General features: G+C 40.9%; 15 protein-coding genes. 7 read left to right on the forward strand and 8 right to left on the reverse strand.

The window, feature by feature from the left end:
- Nucleotides 1-29 precede the first annotated feature (29 nt).
- Nucleotides 30-1,289 carry a glycosyltransferase family 2 protein gene (locus IPM48_08715; GenBank protein ID MBK9271669.1) on the forward strand — a complete coding sequence of 420 codons (1,260 nt, stop codon included), beginning with the start codon at nucleotides 30-32 and terminating at the stop codon, nucleotides 1,287-1,289.
- On the opposite strand, the gene IPM48_08720 is transcribed toward IPM48_08715, so the two are convergent.
- The 6 genes from IPM48_08720 to IPM48_08745 all read right to left on the reverse strand — a co-directional run bounded on the left by IPM48_08720 (nucleotide 1,283) and on the right by IPM48_08745 (nucleotide 7,940).
- Nucleotides 1,283-1,960 carry a DUF2490 domain-containing protein gene (locus IPM48_08720; protein ID MBK9271670.1) on the reverse strand — a complete coding sequence of 226 codons (678 nt, stop codon included), beginning with the start codon at nucleotides 1,958-1,960 and terminating at the stop codon, nucleotides 1,283-1,285. The two genes, IPM48_08715 and IPM48_08720, sit on opposite strands and share 7 nt — an antisense overlap.
- 54 nt (nucleotides 1,961-2,014) lie before the next feature.
- Nucleotides 2,015-2,944, reverse strand: coding sequence for a hypothetical protein (locus tag IPM48_08725; GenBank protein ID MBK9271671.1), 930 nt, complete (start codon nucleotides 2,942-2,944; stop codon nucleotides 2,015-2,017).
- A 45-nt stretch (nucleotides 2,945-2,989) separates the two neighbouring features.
- Nucleotides 2,990-3,679, reverse strand: a complete 690-nt coding sequence (trmD, locus tag IPM48_08730) for a tRNA (guanosine(37)-N1)-methyltransferase TrmD (GenBank protein MBK9271672.1) — start codon at nucleotides 3,677-3,679, stop codon at nucleotides 2,990-2,992.
- 45 nt (nucleotides 3,680-3,724) lie between these two features.
- Nucleotides 3,725-4,309, reverse strand: coding sequence for an FKBP-type peptidyl-prolyl cis-trans isomerase (locus IPM48_08735; GenBank protein ID MBK9271673.1), 585 nt, complete (start codon nucleotides 4,307-4,309; stop codon nucleotides 3,725-3,727).
- An 83-nt stretch (nucleotides 4,310-4,392) separates the two neighbouring features.
- Complete coding sequence (locus IPM48_08740) at nucleotides 4,393-5,763, reverse strand: dipeptidase (protein ID MBK9271674.1); 1,371 nt, start codon at nucleotides 5,761-5,763, stop codon at nucleotides 4,393-4,395.
- An 89-nt stretch (nucleotides 5,764-5,852) separates the two neighbouring features.
- On the reverse strand, nucleotides 5,853-7,940 hold the full coding sequence (locus tag IPM48_08745; GenBank protein ID MBK9271675.1) for a S9 family peptidase: 2,088 nt from the start codon (nucleotides 7,938-7,940) through the stop codon (nucleotides 5,853-5,855).
- Between the two features lie 140 nt (nucleotides 7,941-8,080).
- Between IPM48_08745 and IPM48_08750 the strand changes: the two genes are divergently transcribed.
- Entirely contained in the window at nucleotides 8,081-9,046 is a 966-nt protein-coding gene (locus tag IPM48_08750) for a hypothetical protein (protein ID MBK9271676.1), read from the forward strand.
- Nucleotides 9,031-9,636, forward strand: coding sequence for a tRNA-(ms[2]io[6]A)-hydroxylase (locus tag IPM48_08755; GenBank protein MBK9271677.1), 606 nt, complete (start codon nucleotides 9,031-9,033; stop codon nucleotides 9,634-9,636). Before IPM48_08750 ends, IPM48_08755 begins: the two co-directional genes overlap by 16 nt.
- On the opposite strand, the gene IPM48_08760 is transcribed toward IPM48_08755, so the two are convergent.
- Nucleotides 9,633-11,051 (reverse strand): MATE family efflux transporter, encoded by a 1,419-nt coding sequence (locus IPM48_08760; protein MBK9271678.1) that lies wholly within the window; start codon nucleotides 11,049-11,051, stop codon nucleotides 9,633-9,635. The genes IPM48_08755 and IPM48_08760 overlap by 4 nt on opposite strands.
- A 678-nt stretch (nucleotides 11,052-11,729) precedes the next feature.
- On the opposite strand from IPM48_08760, the gene IPM48_08765 reads away from it, so the two are divergent.
- The 4 genes from IPM48_08765 (at nucleotide 11,730) to IPM48_08780 (ending at nucleotide 18,904) form a co-directional block, all read left to right on the forward strand.
- Nucleotides 11,730-16,835: a T9SS type A sorting domain-containing protein gene (locus tag IPM48_08765; GenBank protein MBK9271679.1), complete on the forward strand. Its 5,106-nt coding sequence runs from the start codon at nucleotides 11,730-11,732 to the stop codon at nucleotides 16,833-16,835.
- Nucleotides 16,836-17,021: 186 nt separating this feature from the next.
- Nucleotides 17,022-17,315 carry a thioredoxin family protein gene (locus IPM48_08770; protein MBK9271680.1) on the forward strand — a complete coding sequence of 98 codons (294 nt, stop codon included), beginning with the start codon at nucleotides 17,022-17,024 and terminating at the stop codon, nucleotides 17,313-17,315.
- Nucleotides 17,312-17,557: a hypothetical protein gene (locus tag IPM48_08775; GenBank protein ID MBK9271681.1), complete on the forward strand. Its 246-nt coding sequence runs from the start codon at nucleotides 17,312-17,314 to the stop codon at nucleotides 17,555-17,557. The genes IPM48_08770 and IPM48_08775 overlap by 4 nt, the downstream gene beginning before the upstream one ends.
- Nucleotides 17,558-17,656: 99 nt before the next feature.
- Nucleotides 17,657-18,904: an MFS transporter gene (locus tag IPM48_08780; protein ID MBK9271682.1), complete on the forward strand. Its 1,248-nt coding sequence runs from the start codon at nucleotides 17,657-17,659 to the stop codon at nucleotides 18,902-18,904.
- 58 nt (nucleotides 18,905-18,962) lie between these two features.
- Here IPM48_08780 and IPM48_08785 read toward each other — a convergent pair whose 3' ends face one another.
- Nucleotides 18,963-20,270: a peptidoglycan DD-metalloendopeptidase family protein gene (locus IPM48_08785; GenBank protein MBK9271683.1), complete on the reverse strand. Its 1,308-nt coding sequence runs from the start codon at nucleotides 20,268-20,270 to the stop codon at nucleotides 18,963-18,965.
- Between the last annotated feature and the right edge of the window lies 1 nt (nucleotide 20,271).

Consider the following 20,271-nt stretch of genomic DNA (forward strand, 5'->3'; position numbering starts at 1 on the left):
TTTAGATTTGCATATGATTGTATTCGCTGATGGATTCTATTTTGCATAATTACCTTTCCTCCCGCAATCGATTGACTTCATTGACAGATGGAATCCCATCGAAGGAGCTGAAGATGATCGTGGTGATTCCTGCTTATCAGGAGAAAGGCTTGTTTCAGGCCTTGGATTCTTTAAGAGAAGCAAAGAAAATTTCTGGTAATGTCGAAGTGATGCCCATCATTAATCACCCGGAAAATGCAAAATCGGAGCTCAAGCTTTTCCATGAAAAACAATACGCTCAGTTGCAAAAATATGCCAAAGAACACTCTGATGACGATTTCAAAGTTTTGGCAATTTCTCCAATTGAATTTTCTTTAAAGACGGCTGGAGTTGGAATGGCAAGACAAGCCGGAATGGATGAAGCGGTGAGAAGATTTTTAAAAATAAATAAACCAGATGGTATCATCATCAACTTTGATGCGGATTGTACTTGTCATCCGGATTATTTCATAGAATTGGATGGGTATTTTGATGATGAAAATAGTAAACCCTGCGTTGGGATTGGTTTTGAGCATCCATTGGATGGCCTTGATGCCATACTGAAAAAAGGAATTGTCGATTATGAATTGCATCTGCGATACTATGTGCAAGCTCAGAGGTCGATCGGGTATCCTTTTGCGTTTCACACACTAGGTTCTTGTTTTGCGGTCAGAGCGAATTCTTATTGCGAGCAGGGTGGAATGAATCAAAGAAAGGCGGGTGAGGATTTTTATTTTATGCATAAATATTCAATTCATCAACAATTGGGAGAAATTTCAAAGCCACTTGTTTTTCCATCGGCAAGGACTTCTGAGAGGGTGCCTTTTGGTACGGGAAAGGCCATGTTGGATTTTCAGCGTTCAGAAATACAAAGAAGCTATTCGCTAAAGGCTATTCAGGCTTTCGGTGTATTGTTTAATGAAGCAGATTTGTATTTGAAAAATTCTGAAAGCCAGATGGAAAATTTTTGGATGAAAAGAATGCCCCAAGCATGGACCTGCCTTAAAAAACAAGGGCTGCTCAAAGAAATTGCGCAGTTAAAAGCAAATACCTCGGATTTTAATGTACTCGTCAATCGATTCAGGAAATGGATGAATCCTTTCAGACTTATGAAATTTTTACATGACATGCGTGATTCAGCTTATCCCGATGGCGAGGTAGGAGATTGCGCCATGGAGTTACTGGCTTTAAAAGGAATAAATTTAGAAGGAACTGTAAATCATGAGGAATTACTCCGCATTTACAGACAATTGGATTATGACATTCATTGAATTTTGAATAGTTGCAGATTATTAAACAGAGCTATTTGTAACTGTGGACGCGAGTTTGTTTGAAAGATTTGCGACATCACGCCAAGTTCCAATCGGATAAAATGATTGATTCCATACCCAACGGCTGCATAGAGTCGATTCCGATCGTATAATTTACCGTTCCCATGGATAAAAAGTTCATTAAATGCGGAGATGTAAACCGATTTTTGGGTAATGTTTGGCGTATTCAGAGGGATCTGCAACCAAAACAAATACCGGAATCTTGTTCTGAATTCTTCTTCCAGAAATCTCTGTTCAAAACGGTAGCGGTGGGTGATAAAAAATCTACCAAAATTTTGGCGCGTAACAAATTGTTGAAACAATCTGTGCTCCTGAGTTTGAATTCGCTCGTCAGTGCCATTTAAGTAGGGTTTTGATTGGATGAAAGCATAGCCCATCAGAAGCTGATTGTTTTGGGGAGTTAGGTTATAGCCTATGCCTGTGCGCACCAGAAATTGTTCAAGATCTCCGATAAAATTGTAATTTCTGTATTGTACTTCATTCAGCCAATTCCAATTTTTTGAAAACCCATTGTTGCCGACATATTGAAACCAGTTGCCCAAATAGGTTTGCTGCCCAGAGAGCAAACTTACCCAGGATATTGAAATAGATAGAACAAGGAGTTTTGACATAATCAATTTTAATTTTTGGCTCATTGGGGTAGCATCAAATCTGAATCAGCAGAATTAATATTCCAACCTCAATTCTTTGCGGAAAACTGAATCTTTGTTTTGATTTAAATTCCAATAATCTTTTTTGGTTCTTTGTTTTAAAACTGCGGTTGTAGTTAATTCTTCCTTGCCATCCAGATAGCTCTCTTTCCAACCAATGATTGGATAAGGAGCTGAATTCGTAAACTGAATTTCAAGAGTTCGTTTAAAGTCGGGAAATTTGATGGTATAGATTCCAACACCGATGTCATTTTTTTGCAGGGAGCACAAAGCGGTGACGGCTTCTGATTTGTGATGCTTGAGTCTGGTATAGAAAACGCCCGGGATCATTTTTATTTCACCCAGGGGCAAACCATCCGGATGAATTCGGATTAAGTTCCAGATTCCATCTTCCGTCCAGATGACGGGCTGTTTGATTTCCTGATCTGCCTCAGATTCGAAATAGGAAAACGATCTAATCAAATAATGATCGGATTTTTGATTGAATTGGGTAAATATTTGTCCACACCATTCTGAGACGGTTCCAGCGATTTTAAGGGGATAAAGTGATTCTGCATGATTGATAGGGCTGAATACACTCAACATTAAAGAATACGGGTATATTCCTGTATGAAAACGTTTGGTCATGTTGAGTTTTAAAATTTTAATTTGATCTTTGTTATTGTCTGAAGATTGATCCAATTTAACTTGTTTTTTTCTGGAAAAATCTTCGCTCACAAAAATCATCATTGCTTCCCCCCTTCTTATTTCTCCATATCGGGCTTGCAACAACTGAAAACTGTTTAATTCGGCTTTACCATCAAACCAATACTGATCCATTGGTGTATTGTTCTTTGACAAATCATTGGTTGAAGAGAAGCTGGTTTCATTTATTTTGGAAGAGTTCAGTATGCAGGATTGTAAGAAAATTGCAAGCCATGCAAAATGAAAAACTTTAATCCACATTTGAAAAGAATTATTGGAAATAAAACAAGGATCAGGCTATTAGGTTTACACCATGTCCGTATCTGTCAGCAGATCAGGTCGTCGTTCTTTGGTTCTTTTAATAGACTCCTCAAAACGCCATTCTGCAATTTTAGCCTCGTGGCCACTTAATAAAACATCAGGAACTTTTAATCCCTTGAATTCTGCGGGTCTGGTGTAAACGGGAGGAGCCAGCAGTTGGTCCTGAAATGAATCTGTAAGTGCCGATGTTTCATCGTTCAATACGCCGGGAATTAATCTACCTATGCTGTCCACCAATACCGCTGCAGCCAGTTCCCCGCCACTTAATACATAGTCCCCAATAGAAATTTCCTGTGTGACATAGAGATCTCTGATTCTTTGATCAATGCCTTTATAATGGCCGCAGATCAAAAGAAGATTTTCTTTCAGGCTTAGTTGATTGGCTATTTTTTGATGGAGTGTGGTGCCATCGGGAGTCAGATAGATGACCTCATCATAAGAAGTCACGGACGTTAAGGATTCAATGCAATTTGCGAGGGGCTCTGCCATCAAAACCATTCCGGCACCTCCGCCAAAAGCATAATCATCCACCTGTTTGTAATTGCCGCTTCCAAAAACCCTCAGATCAATCAGATTTACTTCCAGGAGATTTTTTTCTCTGGATCTTTTCAAAATGGAATGTGAAAACGGGCTGTGTAAAAGCTCCGGAACGACAGAAATAATATCAATGCGCATGGCCTGAGGACAATGAATGATCGTCCTGATTTTAAAAACTCTACCTTATTCTATGCCCAGCAACTCTACTTCAAAAATCAAAGCCGAATAAGGTTTGATATCACCGCCGGCTCCTTTTTCTCCATAGGCGAGTTGGTAAGGTATGAACAACCTAAATTTTGAACCAACCGGCATCAACTGCAATGCTTCGGTCCAACCTTTGATTACATTGCTGAGTGGAAATGAAATGGGCTCACCCCGATCTACCGAACTATCAAACACCTTTCCATTGATCAATGTGCCGTGATAATGCGTTTTTACTTTATCATTCGCCGTGGGTTTTGGGCCTGTACCCATGGTGAGCACTTCATATTGAAGGCCGCTGGCGGTTGTAATGATTCCCGGTTTCTTGGCATTTACTTCCAGAAATTTTTCACCTTCCATTTTATTGCCTTCATGTTGTTTTTCCTGAAGTTTTGAAATGGTTTTAGAATAAAATTCCGAAGCATCTTTCATATTGATTTTGGGATCTTTTCCGGCCAACATTGTTTCAAGCGCTTCTGTCAAATCTGAAGATGAAATTTTTTCAATGCCTTGTTGTTTCAGTGAATTGCCAAACAACACCCCAAGGCTGTAACTAAATGTATCCATTTTTATCGTTTTGTTTTGGGCAGAAACTGCTTGAATAAAAAGCATACTGCAAATAATAATCCATAAATTTTTTGAGAAATTAATCATGATGCGTTCTTTTTGAGTTGTGCGTAATTTTTATAAAAAAGAGGAATGGTTTCAATTCCCTTGTAATAATTTTCGAGACCAAAGTGTTCATTTGGGGAGTGAATGTTGTCAGAATCCAATCCAAATCCCATTAACACCGTTTTTAATCCGAGGACTTTTTCGAAAAGAGCAATAATTGGAATGCTTCCACCACCACGGGTAGGAATTGGTTTTATTCCAAAACTCTCTTCAAGGGCCATTGCCGCAGCTTTATAAGCTTCGCTGTCAGTTGGCGTAACGACCGGCTCACCACCGTGATGCTCTGTTACCTTAACCTTTACAGACTTTGGAGCGATGGCAACAAAATGTTTTTCAAAGAGTCTTGCAATTTTGGAAGAATTTTGATTGGGAACCAACCGCATTGAAATCTTGGCAAAAGCTTTGGATGGCAGGACCGTCTTGGCTCCTTCACCAGTATATCCACCCCAAATACCATTGAGCTCGAGGGTAGGTCTGATTCCGGTTCGTTCGAGGGTGGTATAGCCTTTTTCTCCCCAAACCTCTTCTACATTCAAGTCTTTCTTGTAGTCCTCCAGATTGAAAGGGGCTTTGTTAAGATCCTTTCTTTCCTCAACACTCAAATCCATCACATCTTCATAAAATCCAGGGATGGTGATGTGATTGTTTTCATCGTGCATGGATGCGATCATTTTTGCCAGGATGGTGATTGGATTGGCCACAGCGCCTCCATAGACTCCTGAATGCAAATCTCTGTTGGGTCCTGTGACCTCCACTTCCATATATGCGAGACCTCTCAATCCAGTTTCCAGGGAAGGAGTCTCCAATGAAATCATGGAGGTGTCGCTCACCAGGACGATGTCGGCTTTTAATTTTTCCTTGTTGGCTTCCAGAAATGCTCCCAGATTGGCTGAACCTACCTCTTCTTCACCTTCGATGAGAAATTTGACATTGCATGGCAGCTTGTTTGTTTGAATCATTGTCTCCAGTGCTTTCACATGCATATACATCTGACCTTTGTCATCGCAGGCGCCTCTTGCATAAATTTTTCCATCTTTTACTACCGGCTCAAAGGGACCACTGGTCCAAAGATCAAGTGGGTCAGGAGGTTGAACATCATAGTGTCCATAGGTGAGGACTGTTGGAAGTTTTGGATCTACTATTTTTTGCCCAAACACAATGGGATGTCCGCCTGTGGGACAAATTTCAGCGCTGTCACAACCTGCTGCCAAAAGAGAGGCTCTTACTGCTTCTGCACAATTGGCGGTGTCTTGCTGATGTCTGGAATCTGCGCTCACAGATGGAATTCTCAATAACTCAAGCAGTTCATCCAAAAACTTTTGCTTGTTTTTTTCAATATATGGGTTCATGATGGTTGATCTTTTTGCTTTTTAAGGAATAACAACAATATGATGGACACCTAATAATAAAATTAAACCATGAATGGTTCTGGTGTAATTCATAATTCTTTGAAATCCGGAGTAATATTCATTTGATAGAACATAAAACTCAGCAAGTCAGCGGCTTCATCGATTCTTTTGGAGGTGGGCTTGCCTGCACCATGGCCCGCTGAAATGTCTACCCTAATCAGAATCGGTACCTGACCTTTTTGTGCCTTTTGGAGGGTTGCGGCAAACTTGAAGGAATGTGCGGGTACTACTCTGTCATCGTGATCAGCAGTGGTGATCATTGTTGCAGGATATTCAGATTCTTTACAATTGTGGAGGGGTGAATATTTGAAAAGATAATCAAATTCGTCCTTTGCATCACTCGTGCCATAATCTACAGCCCAAGCCCACCCTATGGTGAATTTGTGATAACGCAGCATGTCCAATACACCTACCCCGGGGAATGCGACCTTGCACATGTCCGGTTTTTGGGTAATGCACGCTCCTACCAACAAACCACCGTTCGACCTTCCTTCGATGGCCAATTTCTCTCTTGATGTAAATTTTTCCTGAACCAGAAAATCAGCGGCAGCCATAAAATCATCAAAAACATTTTGTTTTTTTTCTTTGGTGCCGGCCAAATGCCAGTCTTTGCCAAATTCTCCGCCCCCTCGGATATTCGCTACTGCCAGTATTCCCCCATGTTCGAGTAAAGGCATTTTCAGGGGATTAAAAGAAGGGGTCAAAGGAATATTAAATCCTCCATAGCCGTACAACAAGGTAGGTGCCTGACCATTTTTCCGGATCCCTTTTTTATATGTCAAAAACAAAGGTACCCTGGTGCCATCTTTGCTATGAAACCAATGCTGTTCTGTTGTATAGTCGTCCGGATTGTGCATAGTCTTTGGAATAAAGTGGGGTTTTACTTCGTAGCTATCCAGGTCAACTTGATAGATGCTGTTGGGTCTCTTAAATGAGCTAAAACTAAAAAATGCAAGGGCTTCATTTTCCTTACCGGAAAAACTTGCGACCGTGCCAATTTCCGGAAGCTGTAATTCTTGCAAGAAATTTCCATTTAAATCAAATATTCTGATCAGACTCGAAGCGTTTCTCATATAGCTTACGACCAGTTTTTGATGATATAATTCAACATTATTTAGTACATCGGAAGATTCTGGGATCACCACCTTCCATTGTTTTTGATCTGGTTGATTGATATTAAAAGATATTAACTTCCATCTGGCAGCATCTGCGTTGGTCAAAACATACAATTGATCATTTGCGTTACCAATTATTCTGTAATCATCGTCCAGGGTATTTACAATTCTGATCCATTCAGAGCTTGGATTTCGCAGATCTTTAACCATAAGTGCATTGCCGCTGGTGGATTCAGAAATGTTGAGACACAAAAATCTTTGGTCTTCGGTGATATTCGCGTATATATTTCTTTGCGGGTGATCTCTATCCTCATAAATCAATTGATCATAACTTTGATCTGTCCCCATTTTGTGATACCAAACCGAATGAAATTCATTTTTCTCCGATAGAGAAGAGCCATCGGGTTGAGGATATCTGCTGTAATAAAAACCTCCAAGGTCCCAGCTGATGCTGCTAAACTTTACCCAATGGATGGTATCTTTCATCAAACTTTTTGTCGCCAAATCCAGAACCAGAATTTTGTTCCAATCTGAGCCGCCTGCGGACACCTGAAAAGCCAAATATTTTTCATCCTTAGAAACTGACAAGCCACTGATAGAGGTGGTACCTTCTTTGGAAAAAGTATTGGGATCAATCACCAACTCATGCTCAGAATCCAATTGGCTGCTTCGATAGAAAACATCCTGATTTTGAAGACCATTGTTTTTAAAAAAGTAGTAATGATTTTTTTCCTTTACCGGTGTAGATGACTTTTCATAATTCATCCAAAGGACCATTCGGTCTTTAAGTTTTTGACGAAATGGAATTTGGTCTAAATAGTTAAAAGTAAGTTGATTTTGCAGTCTAACCCATTCCGCAGTTTGTTCACTCCGGTCATCCTCGAGCCATCTGAAAGGGTCTGAAACAGATTGGCCGTGATATTGGTCAATCACGGTATCCATTTTGGTATCGGGATAAGAGACGGGGATGTCTTTTTGTGCATTTTTACAGCTCATCTCCATTCCGCAAAGAAACAAAACTATGGGTATAATTGGATAAACAGAGTTCATTTTAATTAAAATTGGGTTTAAAAGTACAATGATTTCAGCTATTTATCGAATTTGTTGGTTATTTTGATCCTTCGGATTAAATTTGTGGTTCAATGATGACAATCTTAAAGGTCTACAGGGTTTCATATCTTTTTTCTTTATGTCTTGTTCTGTTTTTGTCGGTTCCAAATTTTGTTTATTCTCAGGATTCGTCCAATTTAGATAGAGCGGTTGCAAAGATCTTGCGATCCATTCATGCACTTAAAATGGAATTGGAAAGCATCAGAGATCAAATATCCTATTTGGAGACAGAAAAGGAGGAATACACAAAAAAATCGGACGTAAGAAGAATGGGTGAACTGATTCAGAACAAGGGGCAAGAAATTGCGGTAAAAGAATACAAACTTCAGCTGTTTGAGATTTTATTGTCCAAAGCCAGACGATTGGAGTATTCTCCCAAAGCTGAACAGCAAAATTTGCTGAATGGTCTGGAAAAAGAATGGATGGAGCTCGATCGAAGGAGAATAGGATTTTCCGAAGCGAGAAATTCAAAAATAAATGTGCGAATGACTTCAGAAATTTTTCCAGCGACCAGCATTTACCATTGTGAATTGAATCATCGGCCAGATCAGAATCTCATCTATACCAATCACCAATATTTATTTTGTTATACCCCTGCTTCGATTGAAACTCATTTGACAGAAACTGAACTTGCAATTGCTGAAATAGCGATGTTAAAAAATCAAAAGAACGTTTATTTGGATTTTCGTTTAAGCTTTTCGACCAGTATGGCAGCCAAAATTTATGGATTATTTGAAGCAAATAATCCGGTTAAACTCAGTTTTTCTGACGCAAGTTTTATTTACCTGTATGCCGCCCATTCTACCGCTGGAGAAATCAATCCTGTTGAGAATCAATGTATTTATCATTTTCAATTTTTATTGGATGATTTTCGTATAAATGAACTCCAGAATAAATTGGCGGATCAAATGACCATCATTTGGGAAAAGGGAAAGGAAGTATTTGAAATCCATCAAATGGATCTATTTCAAAATCAAATAAAATGTCTGAAGCAATAGACCTTACCAAACTGGGTTTGCATTTACCGACTGATCCAAGATGGGTGGATCTCACACAATTTTCTCTGGAAGATATATTGACAGATCATGCCTATTGTGAGCAGAAAGCAGCAAGTGCTTGCATTGGATTGATCCAACAATATCCGGATTACGAAGAAATTGTCCATCAAGTAGCACCGGTGGTTACCGAAGAATGGGGGCATTTCAGACAGGTTGTAGCAGAATTACATAAGAGGGGATTAAAATTGGGATTTCAGAGAAAGGATGAATACGTCGCAGAGCTCATGAAATTTCAGAGAAAGGGTGGCAGTAAGCAAGATCGATTGTTGGATCAGTTGTTGACTTGCGCTTTGATTGAAGCGCGGAGTTGTGAGCGTTTCAGATTACTTTCTTTGTACTTAAAAGAAGAAGATCTAAAAAAGTTTTACAAAGGGTTTATGATCTCTGAAGCAGGTCACTACAAGATGTTTATTGGTTTGGCTGAAACCTATTTTCCAAAAGGCCAGGTCCGGTCTCGTTGGAAAGAATATTTAAAATACGAAGCTGTTATTGTGCAAAAATTAAAACCGAGAGGTGACAGGATGCACTAAATTGTTTTTGAATGTATTTGTGATTTTGTAATATGCAAAAATCTCCTCAACAGGAATATGGCTGAAATGCTGAGACAAATCACAAATCCGCTCCAAACTCCGACAGCCTTTAGCTCAAACAAAGTGGCTAATAGATATCCGGAAGGAATTCCAATGACCCAATAAGAAATGGTAGTAATCAGTGTTGGTATTCGCACGTCCTGCAATCCCCTTAATATTCCAATTCCAATGGCCTGAACCGCATCAGAGATTTGAAATGCTGCTGCCAGCAGCATGAGCTGAGCGGCGATCTGAAGCACCTCTTGTTCCCGGGTAAATAAATGAGGAATCCATTGGTGCAATGCTGCAAGAACCAGGGCTGCAACGATGGAATAGCACAGACCGAGTTTTAGGACCAGCATGCCATTGTATCTAATTACAGAATTCTCGTTTTGACGGTAATGGCTGCCTATAAAAATAGAACCTGCAGAAGACAATCCGAGTGAAATCATATATGTTGCGGTGGCTACAGAAATGGCAATCTGATGAGCCGCCATTTGCACAGCACCAAACCAGCCAATCATAATGGCCAACAGAGAAAAGGCAGCTACCTCACTGAAAGATTGCCAGGAAGAAGGAATCCCGAGTTTGAGAAACTTATACATTGAGGAACGATTGATATCGAATTTGAAAAGTTGATAAACTTTGAATTTAGGAGTATAGATCAAATGGATCAAAAGACCGGCAAAAATTAAAAACCTGGTGATAAAAGTAGCTAGTCCGCTCCCTTCCAATCCCATCTTTGGGAAACCCCATTTGCCAAAGACAAGTGCGATATTGAGGATGGTATTGATTGCAATTGATAGAAGGGCGATTGTCATAGGAATTCTGACCATGCCAAGTCCATCGTAAAACTGTTTTAAAATAAAGAAACCCATCATTGGCATGAGTGACCAGCACATCCAAAAGAAAAAGGGCTTTCCAATGTCAACTATTTCCTTTTCCTGACCCAGGCGATACAGTAAAAATTCAAAGTAAAATAAGAAAGCCACGACCAATCCTGTAAGAGTCAGTACGGACAATCCAGCGCTCTGCAATACCTGTCTGCCTTTTAACAATTGATTTCTACTTGCGAGATCTGCCATCATGGGAGCGAGTGCTACAGAAAGACCCATACAGCTCACCATTGGCAAACTGAGTACACTGTTGATCAAGCCAGATGCGGCCAATTCACGATAACCGAGTTGGCCTACGATCATAGAATCAATCAGATTCAATAAAATCTGAGACAAATTACCGATGATGATGGGCCAGGCAAGTTGTAGAACAGGTCTAATTTCAGAATATGAAAAAACAGACATCCAGGTAAAATTAATTCTGCATATATCGCTCAAAAGTATCATTTGTAAATGAAGCAGAACTAATTTTTTAGACATTGAATAATTTTGATCTGAGGATTCATTCCAACAATAGACCTCTATTTAGTTTTTTGGCATGGTTTTTTCAGATTCTTGGGATGCAGGGCGCCAATGACATCGGAGCTGCGTTCTGAATGAATGAACTGTCCTGGTAGTACATTCCTCATGTACTTAATTGTGGTTAGAAATCGCATATTGGTTAATCATTATATTGATTGCTGATATATTATTTTATTTTTAGGGGTATGCATATATCATTCCTTCATTGATGAAGGTCTAAGTATTCCATTAAAAAATATTTGTTTAAATATTTGAAGGCCTGATCAGATTGCGTCATCATTGCACTGTAATCAGAAGCCGATGTCATGTTTGATGCAATGATTTGTATTTAAGCATTTCATTCTTTTATAAAGTCATTCCTTACATCATTTCATTTGCTTTCGATTATTTTCAATTTGAGCTCAGCCATGGGACTTTCAAAACTCAAACCCAGGTCAGAGGAATTGAAAAAATAACCAATTACGTAGGAGGTATTGGACCTCCAAGACTCGCAGTCTTCATACAATAACCAGTTTTCTCAAACTCACAAAACTCATTTTCTCAACTTGATCTTCACAAAGGTCCTGGGGAGAAAATGCATTTGGTCGAAGCAAAAATTTTGTGATGTTTTTTTTATTAAATCAAATTTCTAATTGTATGAACGAACTTAGCTTACTGAACTATGTGAGACTTAGACGAAGTCTTATGATGCTGTTCTTAAGCGTGATCGCCGTGGTGAGTTACGGTGGGATCGTTTTTGAAGGCAGCCCAGGAACAAATGCACCTCCCAATACCTTGGGTGGTTTGGCGGTATTTCGATTTCCTTCTGATCCGAGAGGAATATTCGTTGATGTGACTTCTGTCACAGCAAGTGAAACCTGCCCATTGAACATCGGATTTAATCCAGCATTGGAGCACAGGAGAGTGCCGTCAAGTTGGGGTACCTGGAGCCATGGATACACGGGTGATGTGTATGCCTTGTTAACAGGTATGAATTCTGTAACCATTACTTTGCCTGCAGGTACCAGAGCCTTTTATCTCTACGCGGAAGGAAATGCGTTTACTTTTGCAAACATTACAGCAAATGCAAACGATGGAACCACTTCAGGCCCTATTCCTGTATCCGGTTTTTTTGGAGCAACTTATTTTGGTTTTTATACTACCAGCAGCAGCTGTTTATTGACGACCATTCAGATCAATGTGGATCCAAATGCACAGGGATTTGCCATCGGTGAATTCGGCATCAATGTAGATGTCAACAACGGTGCATTGGCTTGCAACAACAACATTCAGATTTCATTGGATCAAAATTGTCGTGCGACCATTTATCCTGACATGGTTCTGGAAGGTGGTGGTAACGTGAGCTGTCCCGGAGATTACAACGTGATAGCCCGCGATTGGAATACCAATCAGATCATTGATTTGGATCAGAATGCCCATTATCCACAAATTGGAGCTGCGCAAATAGGCCGTAAGTTGAAAGTGACTGTGATCGATCCTTTCACCGGCAATAGTTGTTGGGGTACAGCAATTGTAGAAGACAAACTAGCTCCTATTCTGACTTGTCCAAGGGATTTGGAAATTTCCTGTACTGAGTCCATTGCACCTTCATTTACCGGAACACCGGGTGTGGTGGAAGCATGTGGACCATATACATTGACCTACAAGGATGTGGTCAGTTTGGGTGGATGTAATTTTGGATATGACAAAATTATCACGCGTACATGGACAGCAGAGGATGCTTATGGCAACAAGAGCTATTGTATTCAGACCATCGTAGTTTTATTGGGCGATTTGGATGATATTGACCCACCATTTGATTATACAGGCTTACCATTGCCCAACAATCTTCCTGCCTTAAACTGCGATGAGAAAATCGACAGAAACTTTAATCTGGCAGGTCATTTAAGACCATCACCAGAATGCGTAGATGATTATTTATTGGATCAGTCTTACTTTATTGGAACCGGTATCAGAAGACCGAGGACACTTGGTTGGAATTGTATCGAGACGGGTGTCTATGCAGGTCACCCCAATCCACAAAGTATATACTATCCGGCTCATTCCACTTGTTGGGGAGACAACTCCATTGTAATGTGGCACGGAACCGGTCAACCATCCGCTTCTGGTTGCAACAATATTGCCATTACCTTCAGGGATTTGCGAATTGATATTGCAAAACCAGGTTGTGATGCCGGACCTGTTGGATGTTACAAATTATTAAGAACCTGGACCATGTTGGATTGGTGTACCGGAGATGTGCGCGAGCACAACCAGATCATCAAAGTGGTGGATGCAGAAGGTCCAGAAATATTATATCCCGATCACCTCGAAGTCAGCACCGACCCTTGGAGATGCGAAGGCCGATGGGATGTTAGTCCGGCATGGGTTACAGACAACTGCTCCAAAGATGTTCATTACACCATCCGGGTCGAAAATGGTACCGTTTTGGGTAACGAAAGAACAGGTTATATCGTGGTAAATCTTCCTCTTGGTATCCAAAACGCATATATTGTAGCAGAAGACTGTTGCGGTAATGTTACAGAAAAACTCGTCCTACTCGAAGTAAAAGATAACACACCGCCGATCCCGGTTTGCGATCAGAAAACAGTGGTCTCTATCAGCGGAAATCTTTCTCCTGGAGAGAATCTGTCTAAAATATTTGCGGAAACATTTGATGATGGATCTTTTGACAATTGTGCACATCATTTATTCTATAAAGTCATCCGCATGGATGAGTTGGATGGAACAAACAATGGTAGCAACAAGGAATCAACAGTTTGTAACAGAGCAAACGGAGATGATAATTTATCAGTTCCAGGTTCTCAAACTTACTTTGATGACCTGGTTTATTTCTGTTGCAATGATGTCAACAATACCATCATGGTTGTTTTCAGAGTATTTGACGTAGATCCAGGTGCAGGTCCAATCAATCCTTCGAGAATGAATTCCGGAGGAGATTTGTTTGGACATTACAGCGATTGTATGGTTGAAGTGGATGTGCAGGACAAAAGCATTCCAACTGTTGTAGCTCCACCGGATATCGTGGTAAGTTGCGATTTTTGGTTTGATGTCAATGCCATTTCAGATCCAAACGACCCTACTTTTGGTAAAGTCGTGACAGACATTGCCTGGAGGAAGAAAGTGGCTACAACGGATGTGGTTTGCGAATACTACTGCGTGGCTAATCCGATCACAGGATATCCAGGCTATGTTACTGGAATTCCACCACATCTCGCACCTGCTTCAAATAAGGCATGTGATTATTTCAATTCACTTTTCAATGCGGCACATCCTGACAACAAGTATGAACTTGTGTGGGGATTTGATGGATATGTATTGTCATCATGCAGTGTAAATCCTCTCATTGAGGTACAAGATCTCAGAGAATGCGGACAGGGCAGAATATTAAGGACAGTAACGGCAAGAGGCCCAGGAGGTGTTGTTGTTTCTGCCACTCAAACTATTTGGGTGGTCAATTGTGATCCATTCTATATTGACAGAAACAACCATTGTTCTACGCTGGATGACATCGTTTGGCCCGACTGCGAAGGCAGAGGTACAACAGTAAACGGTTGTGGTGCAGATACCCATCCGGATAGGATTGGACGTCCAAGAGTGGTCAATAGAAAAAATACGCATTGCGACCTGCTAGCCATCCAGAATTTTGATGAGGTATTTACCATCGAACCGGATGCTTGTTACAAGATTCTACGCAAATGGGTGGTGATTGACTGGTGTCAATACGATCCTAACATTGACAGAGAGAGAGGAAGATGGGAATTTACCCAGGTGATTAAAGTACGCGATATTGTAGCACCTACTGTGACATGTCATGTTGGAGCCTGTGAGCCAGCGGTACTCAACACCACCTTAGGAGTGTGTGTGGGACATATTCGATTGGAAGCTACCGCAACTGACTCCTGCTCACCGGAAGACTGGTTGTCCTTCGATTACAAAATTGATGCTTTCAACAACGGTACCATCGATTACAGCGTAGGTGCTTTGACCAAGCGACAATTTGCTCAAGGCGAAAGACCAGTGGTTAGAAATAATCCTTTTGCAGACAATCCGAACAATCCATTTGATGCCAGTGGAATCTATCCAATTGGCGTGCATAGAATCACATGGTATGTGGAAGACGGATGTGGCAACGTTGGAACTTGTACCACTTTATTTGAAATCAAAGATTGCAAGGCTCCAACGCCTTATTGCTTGACTGGAATCATTACTGTGCCAATGCCGGCATCAGGTTGCGTAGACATCTGGGCCAAAGATTTGGATCATGGCAGCTTCGACAACTGTACGCCTAAAAATAGATTGAAATTCTATTTCAACGGAGATCCTACCAAAACTTACCTAAGGGTATGCTGTGATGACTTCGTCAATGCCGGAGTCAACGATGAATTGCGCGTTGAAGTTGAAGTATGGGTTGAAGATGAAGAAGGTAACAAAGACTATTGTCGTACGGTAGTTATTGTACAAGACAATCAAAATCTTTGTCCTGATTCAGGTACTGCCAAAGGCAGAATTACTGGTCAATTGAAAACAGAGGAAGGTCAGAATGCCGCCGATGTGGTGGTGGATCTTTACACCGGTGGTCAATTGATCAATTCAAAAACAACCCTGCAGGATGGATTGTATACCTTCAGAGAGTTGAGCTACCCAACCAGCTATTTGCTAAAAGGAAATCGCGATGGAGATTACAGCAATGGTGTTACGACTGCAGACATTGTCAAAATACAAAGACACATATTGGCAGTTGAATCATTGAACAGTCCTTACAAGATTCTTGCTGCGGATGTCAACAAGACCAATAGCATCACCGCAGCGGATATCACTGAAATCCGGAAATTGATATTGGGTACTACCGAGAAGTTTTCAAAAGTAAACAGCTGGTTGATTCTTCCGGAAGGAATTGAGTTTGCAAATCCAAGTCAACCATGGAATTATACTACAGAAAAAACGATGACGCTGAATGGTCCTCAGGATGTGATCAACTTCGTCGCTATCAAAATGGGAGATGTCAATGCTTCTGCTCAGGCCAACCTCAACAGTAAGGTGCAAGGCAGAACAGGCAAATCTGTTCAATTGATGGTCAACGAAGCCACATTTGATGCAGGACAGACCCAAAGAGTGGAAGTGCGTTCCAGCAATTTTAATCAAATTGCCGGATACCAGTTTACCCTTAATTTCGATGCGTCTCTTTTGAGTTTTGAAGGATTTGAGGCAGGAGCACTGCAGTTGAATGATCAAAACTTTAATCTGAAAATGACCGATCGAGGAATTCTGACTACCAGTTGGAATTCAGATCGCGGAATCAGTGTTGATGCGGAAGAAGTTTTGTTTACTTTGGTCTTTAACACCCAGAGATCTGGTTCACTTGCTGGCGCCATGGAGCTGACCAGTGACGTGACCACTGCTGAGGCATACGATGCAACTTTGGAAGTGATGGATGTAGAGTTGATGGTTCGCAACAATCAGGGCCAAAATGTAGCTGGTATATTTGAATTATTCCAGAACACGCCCAATCCTTTTGGATCTGTTTCTGAAGTGAGCTTCCGTTTACCTTCTGCAGCACCAGCTGTTTTAACAGTGTATGATGTGACAGGCAAGGTTCACAGAGTTTACCAAATCAAAGGACAGAAAGGCCTTAATACCATCAGAATTGAAAAATCAGAGTTGAACGGAACCGGTATGTTCTACTATCAGTTGGATTCTGACAATCAAACAGCCACCAGAAGGATGATCGTAATCGAATAATCCCAAGTTTTCTGTAGAACCAGAAAAGTATTTTATAGTTTATTCAAAAAGCTCCGCTTAACGAAGCGGAGCTTTTTTTATGGTACAATACTGCAAATAGGTTAAACTTTTGCTAAATACTTATGAATCTGGTAAAAGTGCTAACTTTGCAAAGCATTTCAACGTTGAAGTCTAAAATTCTGATAAATGTTTAAATTTCATTTTGTATTCAATACCTTTTTAATCCTTGGGGCTATAAGCCTAAGTGTCGTTAGTTGTCAATCTCAATCGCAAAGTTCCACTGTTGCTTCTGCCAGCAGTTACAAAGCAGAAAATGAAGGATGGCTGGTCAATTTGGATGAAGCTTATGAGAAATCCAAAAAAACAGGAAAACCCATTATGGCCAATTTTACAGGAAGTGATTGGTGTGGATGGTGTAAGCGATTAACAGCTTCGGTTTTTTCACAAGATGAGTTTAAGAAGTGGGCAGCAAAAATGTGATTTTGCTTGAGCTCGATTTTCCGAGAAGAAAACAATTGCCTGATGCAATTCGCTCACAAAATGCATCTCTCCAACAATCCTTTCAGGTGCAAGGCTACCCTACCGTCTGGGTATTTGACATGGACAAAGACAAAAAGACCAATCAGTACCAAATCAAAGCCCTTGGTAAAACAGGCTATACGCCAACCGTTAAGGAATTCACCTCTGGGGTGGATGCCATGTTGGCCACCAGAAAAAAGTAGTTTGGATTTTAGATTGAAGGCAGTTTAATTCTCCCATTTTATTCCCTGGTACCTGATCCATTTAAATTATAGGTCAGGAATGAAGGATATTTTTCACATTTGCATAAAATATCCTGCGTGTCCTCAACAATCCATTCAAAACGTTCCGTCCATTTAATTATCCTTGTAGCTGCATTGGGCTATTTTGTGGATATCTATGATTTGATCCTTTTTGGTATAGTCAAAGATCCGAGTTTGAGGGATCTGGGGGTGTCGCCGGATGATATGTTTAGGACAGGCAGTTATTTGCTAAATATGCAAATGGTGGGCATGTTGCTCGGCGGAATCATCTGGGGCGTTCTAGGGGACAAAAGGGGACGACTTTCCACTTTGTTTTTAACCATATTAATGTATTCATTGGCCAATATTGCCAATGGCTTTGTCCAAACCATCCCACAGTATGCCTGGGTAAGGCTGATTGCTGGAATTGGTCTGGCCGGAGAGCTGGGAGTTGGGATCACCCTGGTCTCTGAAGTGATGAGCAAAGAGCACAGAGGGATGGGTGCAAGTATCGTTTCTGGAATTGGTATTGCCGGGGCAGTATTGGGATTCCTGATCGCTGATTGGTTTGATTGGAGGGTGGCTTATTTTGTTGGAGGTGGTTTGGGACTTTTGCTTTTGATTTTGAGGGTTTCTGTCTATGAATCGGAGATGTTTCACAGATCTAAAAAATCAGAGGAAGTGGTGAGGGGAGATTTTTTGTCCCTCTTTAAATCGACCAAGCAATTTTCAAAATATGTATTGACCATTTTGGTGGGAGTCCCGGTTTGGTTTACCATCAGTCAACTCGCCATTCATGCCGGAGAATATGCCGCGGAAGGTATTAGCGCGGATCCTATTTCAAGTGCCAAGGCAGTTACTTTTCACTACATCGGGGCATCGGTCGGAAGTTTGTTATTTGGATACCTGAGCCAGTATTTGAGATCTCGAAAAAAAGCTTTATATGCGGCATTGGCCAGTCTCGTCGTATTTCTTTGTATTTATTTCTTTTACAGCGGGATGTCGGCTTCATTTTTTTATGCTTTGGTAGGCTTCATGGGAATTTCTATGGGAGGATTATGGGCGATCTTTATGGTGAAGTCTTCGGAACAATTTGGCACCAATATAAGGGCAACCGTGACGACTACTGCACCCAATTTCGTCAGGGGCATGGTGGTCCCGATCAGCTGGCTTGTGACCTGGATCTCCGGTCTGAGCAATCTATGGACAGCAGGATTGACTGTTGGTTTTCTTTGTCTAGGGCTTTCCGTGATTGGAATATACTTTTCAAAGGAGACCTATGGCAAGGAACTGGATTATACAGAATAGGCATATACCTGTACCAGAAGAAATTAACCCAAAAAATAAAGCGATGAATGGTACCGTTTTATGGTCTTGTATGGACCATGGTCCGTTCGTGGTGATAAGCTGTAGATAACGATGGAATCTGATTAAGTTCTGAAATCAGACTGTCTCTATACTTTGCGAACTCAGGAAATTTATCTTTGGGCAGGGGATCTCCGGCTGGAAAGCTATGTTTACGGTGGTCCACCTGTACTCCGTTTTTCCAAAATCTAAAACACACATGGGGCCCGGTAGCCAAACCTGTCGATCCCACATAACCAATGGTTTGACCTTGCCGTACATGAGCACCTGCTTTGATGCCCGCAGCAAATCTAGACATGTGCAAATATTGGGTTTCATAGGTTTTGTCATGGCGGATTTTGACATATTTCCCATTGCCGCCTGCGTAGGCAGCTGCTGTTACCGTGCCATCAGCTACAGCCATTATTGGGGTCCCGTGAGGCGCAGCATAGTCTGTTCCGAAATGAGGTTTGTTGTATTTTAAAACAGGATGAAATCTCTTTAATGAAAACGGTGAAGTGATGCGAGAAAAACGAACAGGAGCCCTCAGAAAGGATCTTCTCAGTGGCCTTCCGTTTTGATCGTAGTAGTCTTGCTTGTTGTTGTATTTGTACTTGAAGGCATAGTGGTCCCGGTTTTCTGTGTTAAAATAGGCTGCAATCAGGTTTCCCGCATTGATGGGTTTGCCTTCTACATAGGGTCTTTCAAAGATTAGTTTGAAAGAATTGCCTTGTTGTAAGTGTAAAAAGTCAATCGAAGTGGCCAAAGCATCTTCCATCTGATCAATAATTGCCATACAAACGCCTTGCTCTTGTAAGGCATTCCATAGTGAAGTCTGGATGGTTCCAGCCACCGTTTCTTTTCGAATCTCAGTCTCTTTTTCTACAATTCTTGGGCAACTGATTCCACTCAGGTCACAAAGCAAATACCTTGAAGCGTCCACTTCGTAGACAAAATAGTCTGGCACACAACAAGGATTGGTTGAGATAAAGCTGATGGTATTCCCGGATTTGATGTTCTTCAGATCAAGAACTTCCTGAATTTCAGGAATCAGTTTGTTTATTTTTTGGGTGGATAGGCCATAATTGCTTAGGATATTTGGGAGGATTTGTCCAGATTTTATTTTATCGTCCTGAATTTGAAAATGATTGATGTCAAACCCGTATTTTAAGTCTTTGGAACAAAAGTTATTGCAATGGGCTGATTCACCGGAAGGATGTTTAAACAACTCATAATCCAAAATGAATTGTAAAATGAAGCCGTTTAAAAGAAGTAGTGCCGTGAAGCCTGAAATTTGCAATGGAATTTTAATGGCTTTGCTTAGCTCCATT

The organism is Saprospiraceae bacterium (assembly GCA_016715965.1).
Taxonomy (GTDB): Bacteria; Bacteroidota; Bacteroidia; order Chitinophagales; family Saprospiraceae; genus Vicinibacter.

What these genes read in the sequence shown, in the direction of transcription:
- IPM48_08755 (MBK9271677.1), top strand. Translation starts at nt 9,031, where the DNA reads ATGTCTGAAGCAATAGACCTTACCAAACTGGGTTTGCATTTACCGACT.
- IPM48_08735 (MBK9271673.1), bottom strand. Translation starts at nt 4,309, where the DNA reads ATGGATACATTTAGTTACAGCCTTGGGGTGTTGTTTGGCAATTCACTG.
- IPM48_08725 (MBK9271671.1), bottom strand. Translation starts at nt 2,944, where the DNA reads ATGTGGATTAAAGTTTTTCATTTTGCATGGCTTGCAATTTTCTTACAA.
- IPM48_08715 (MBK9271669.1), top strand. Translation starts at nt 30, where the DNA reads ATGGATTCTATTTTGCATAATTACCTTTCCTCCCGCAATCGATTGACT.
- IPM48_08770 (MBK9271680.1), top strand. Translation starts at nt 17,022, where the DNA reads ATGTTTAAATTTCATTTTGTATTCAATACCTTTTTAATCCTTGGGGCT.
- IPM48_08760 (MBK9271678.1), bottom strand. Translation starts at nt 11,051, where the DNA reads ATGTCTAAAAAATTAGTTCTGCTTCATTTACAAATGATACTTTTGAGC.
- trmD (MBK9271672.1), bottom strand. Translation starts at nt 3,679, where the DNA reads ATGCGCATTGATATTATTTCTGTCGTTCCGGAGCTTTTACACAGCCCG.
- IPM48_08765 (MBK9271679.1), top strand. Translation starts at nt 11,730, where the DNA reads ATGAACGAACTTAGCTTACTGAACTATGTGAGACTTAGACGAAGTCTT.
- IPM48_08785 (MBK9271683.1), bottom strand. Translation starts at nt 20,270, where the DNA reads ATGGAGCTAAGCAAAGCCATTAAAATTCCATTGCAAATTTCAGGCTTC.
- IPM48_08720 (MBK9271670.1), bottom strand. Translation starts at nt 1,960, where the DNA reads ATGTCAAAACTCCTTGTTCTATCTATTTCAATATCCTGGGTAAGTTTG.
- IPM48_08750 (MBK9271676.1), top strand. Translation starts at nt 8,081, where the DNA reads ATGATGACAATCTTAAAGGTCTACAGGGTTTCATATCTTTTTTCTTTA.
- IPM48_08745 (MBK9271675.1), bottom strand. Translation starts at nt 7,940, where the DNA reads ATGGAGATGAGCTGTAAAAATGCACAAAAAGACATCCCCGTCTCTTAT.
- IPM48_08740 (MBK9271674.1), bottom strand. Translation starts at nt 5,763, where the DNA reads ATGAACCCATATATTGAAAAAAACAAGCAAAAGTTTTTGGATGAACTG.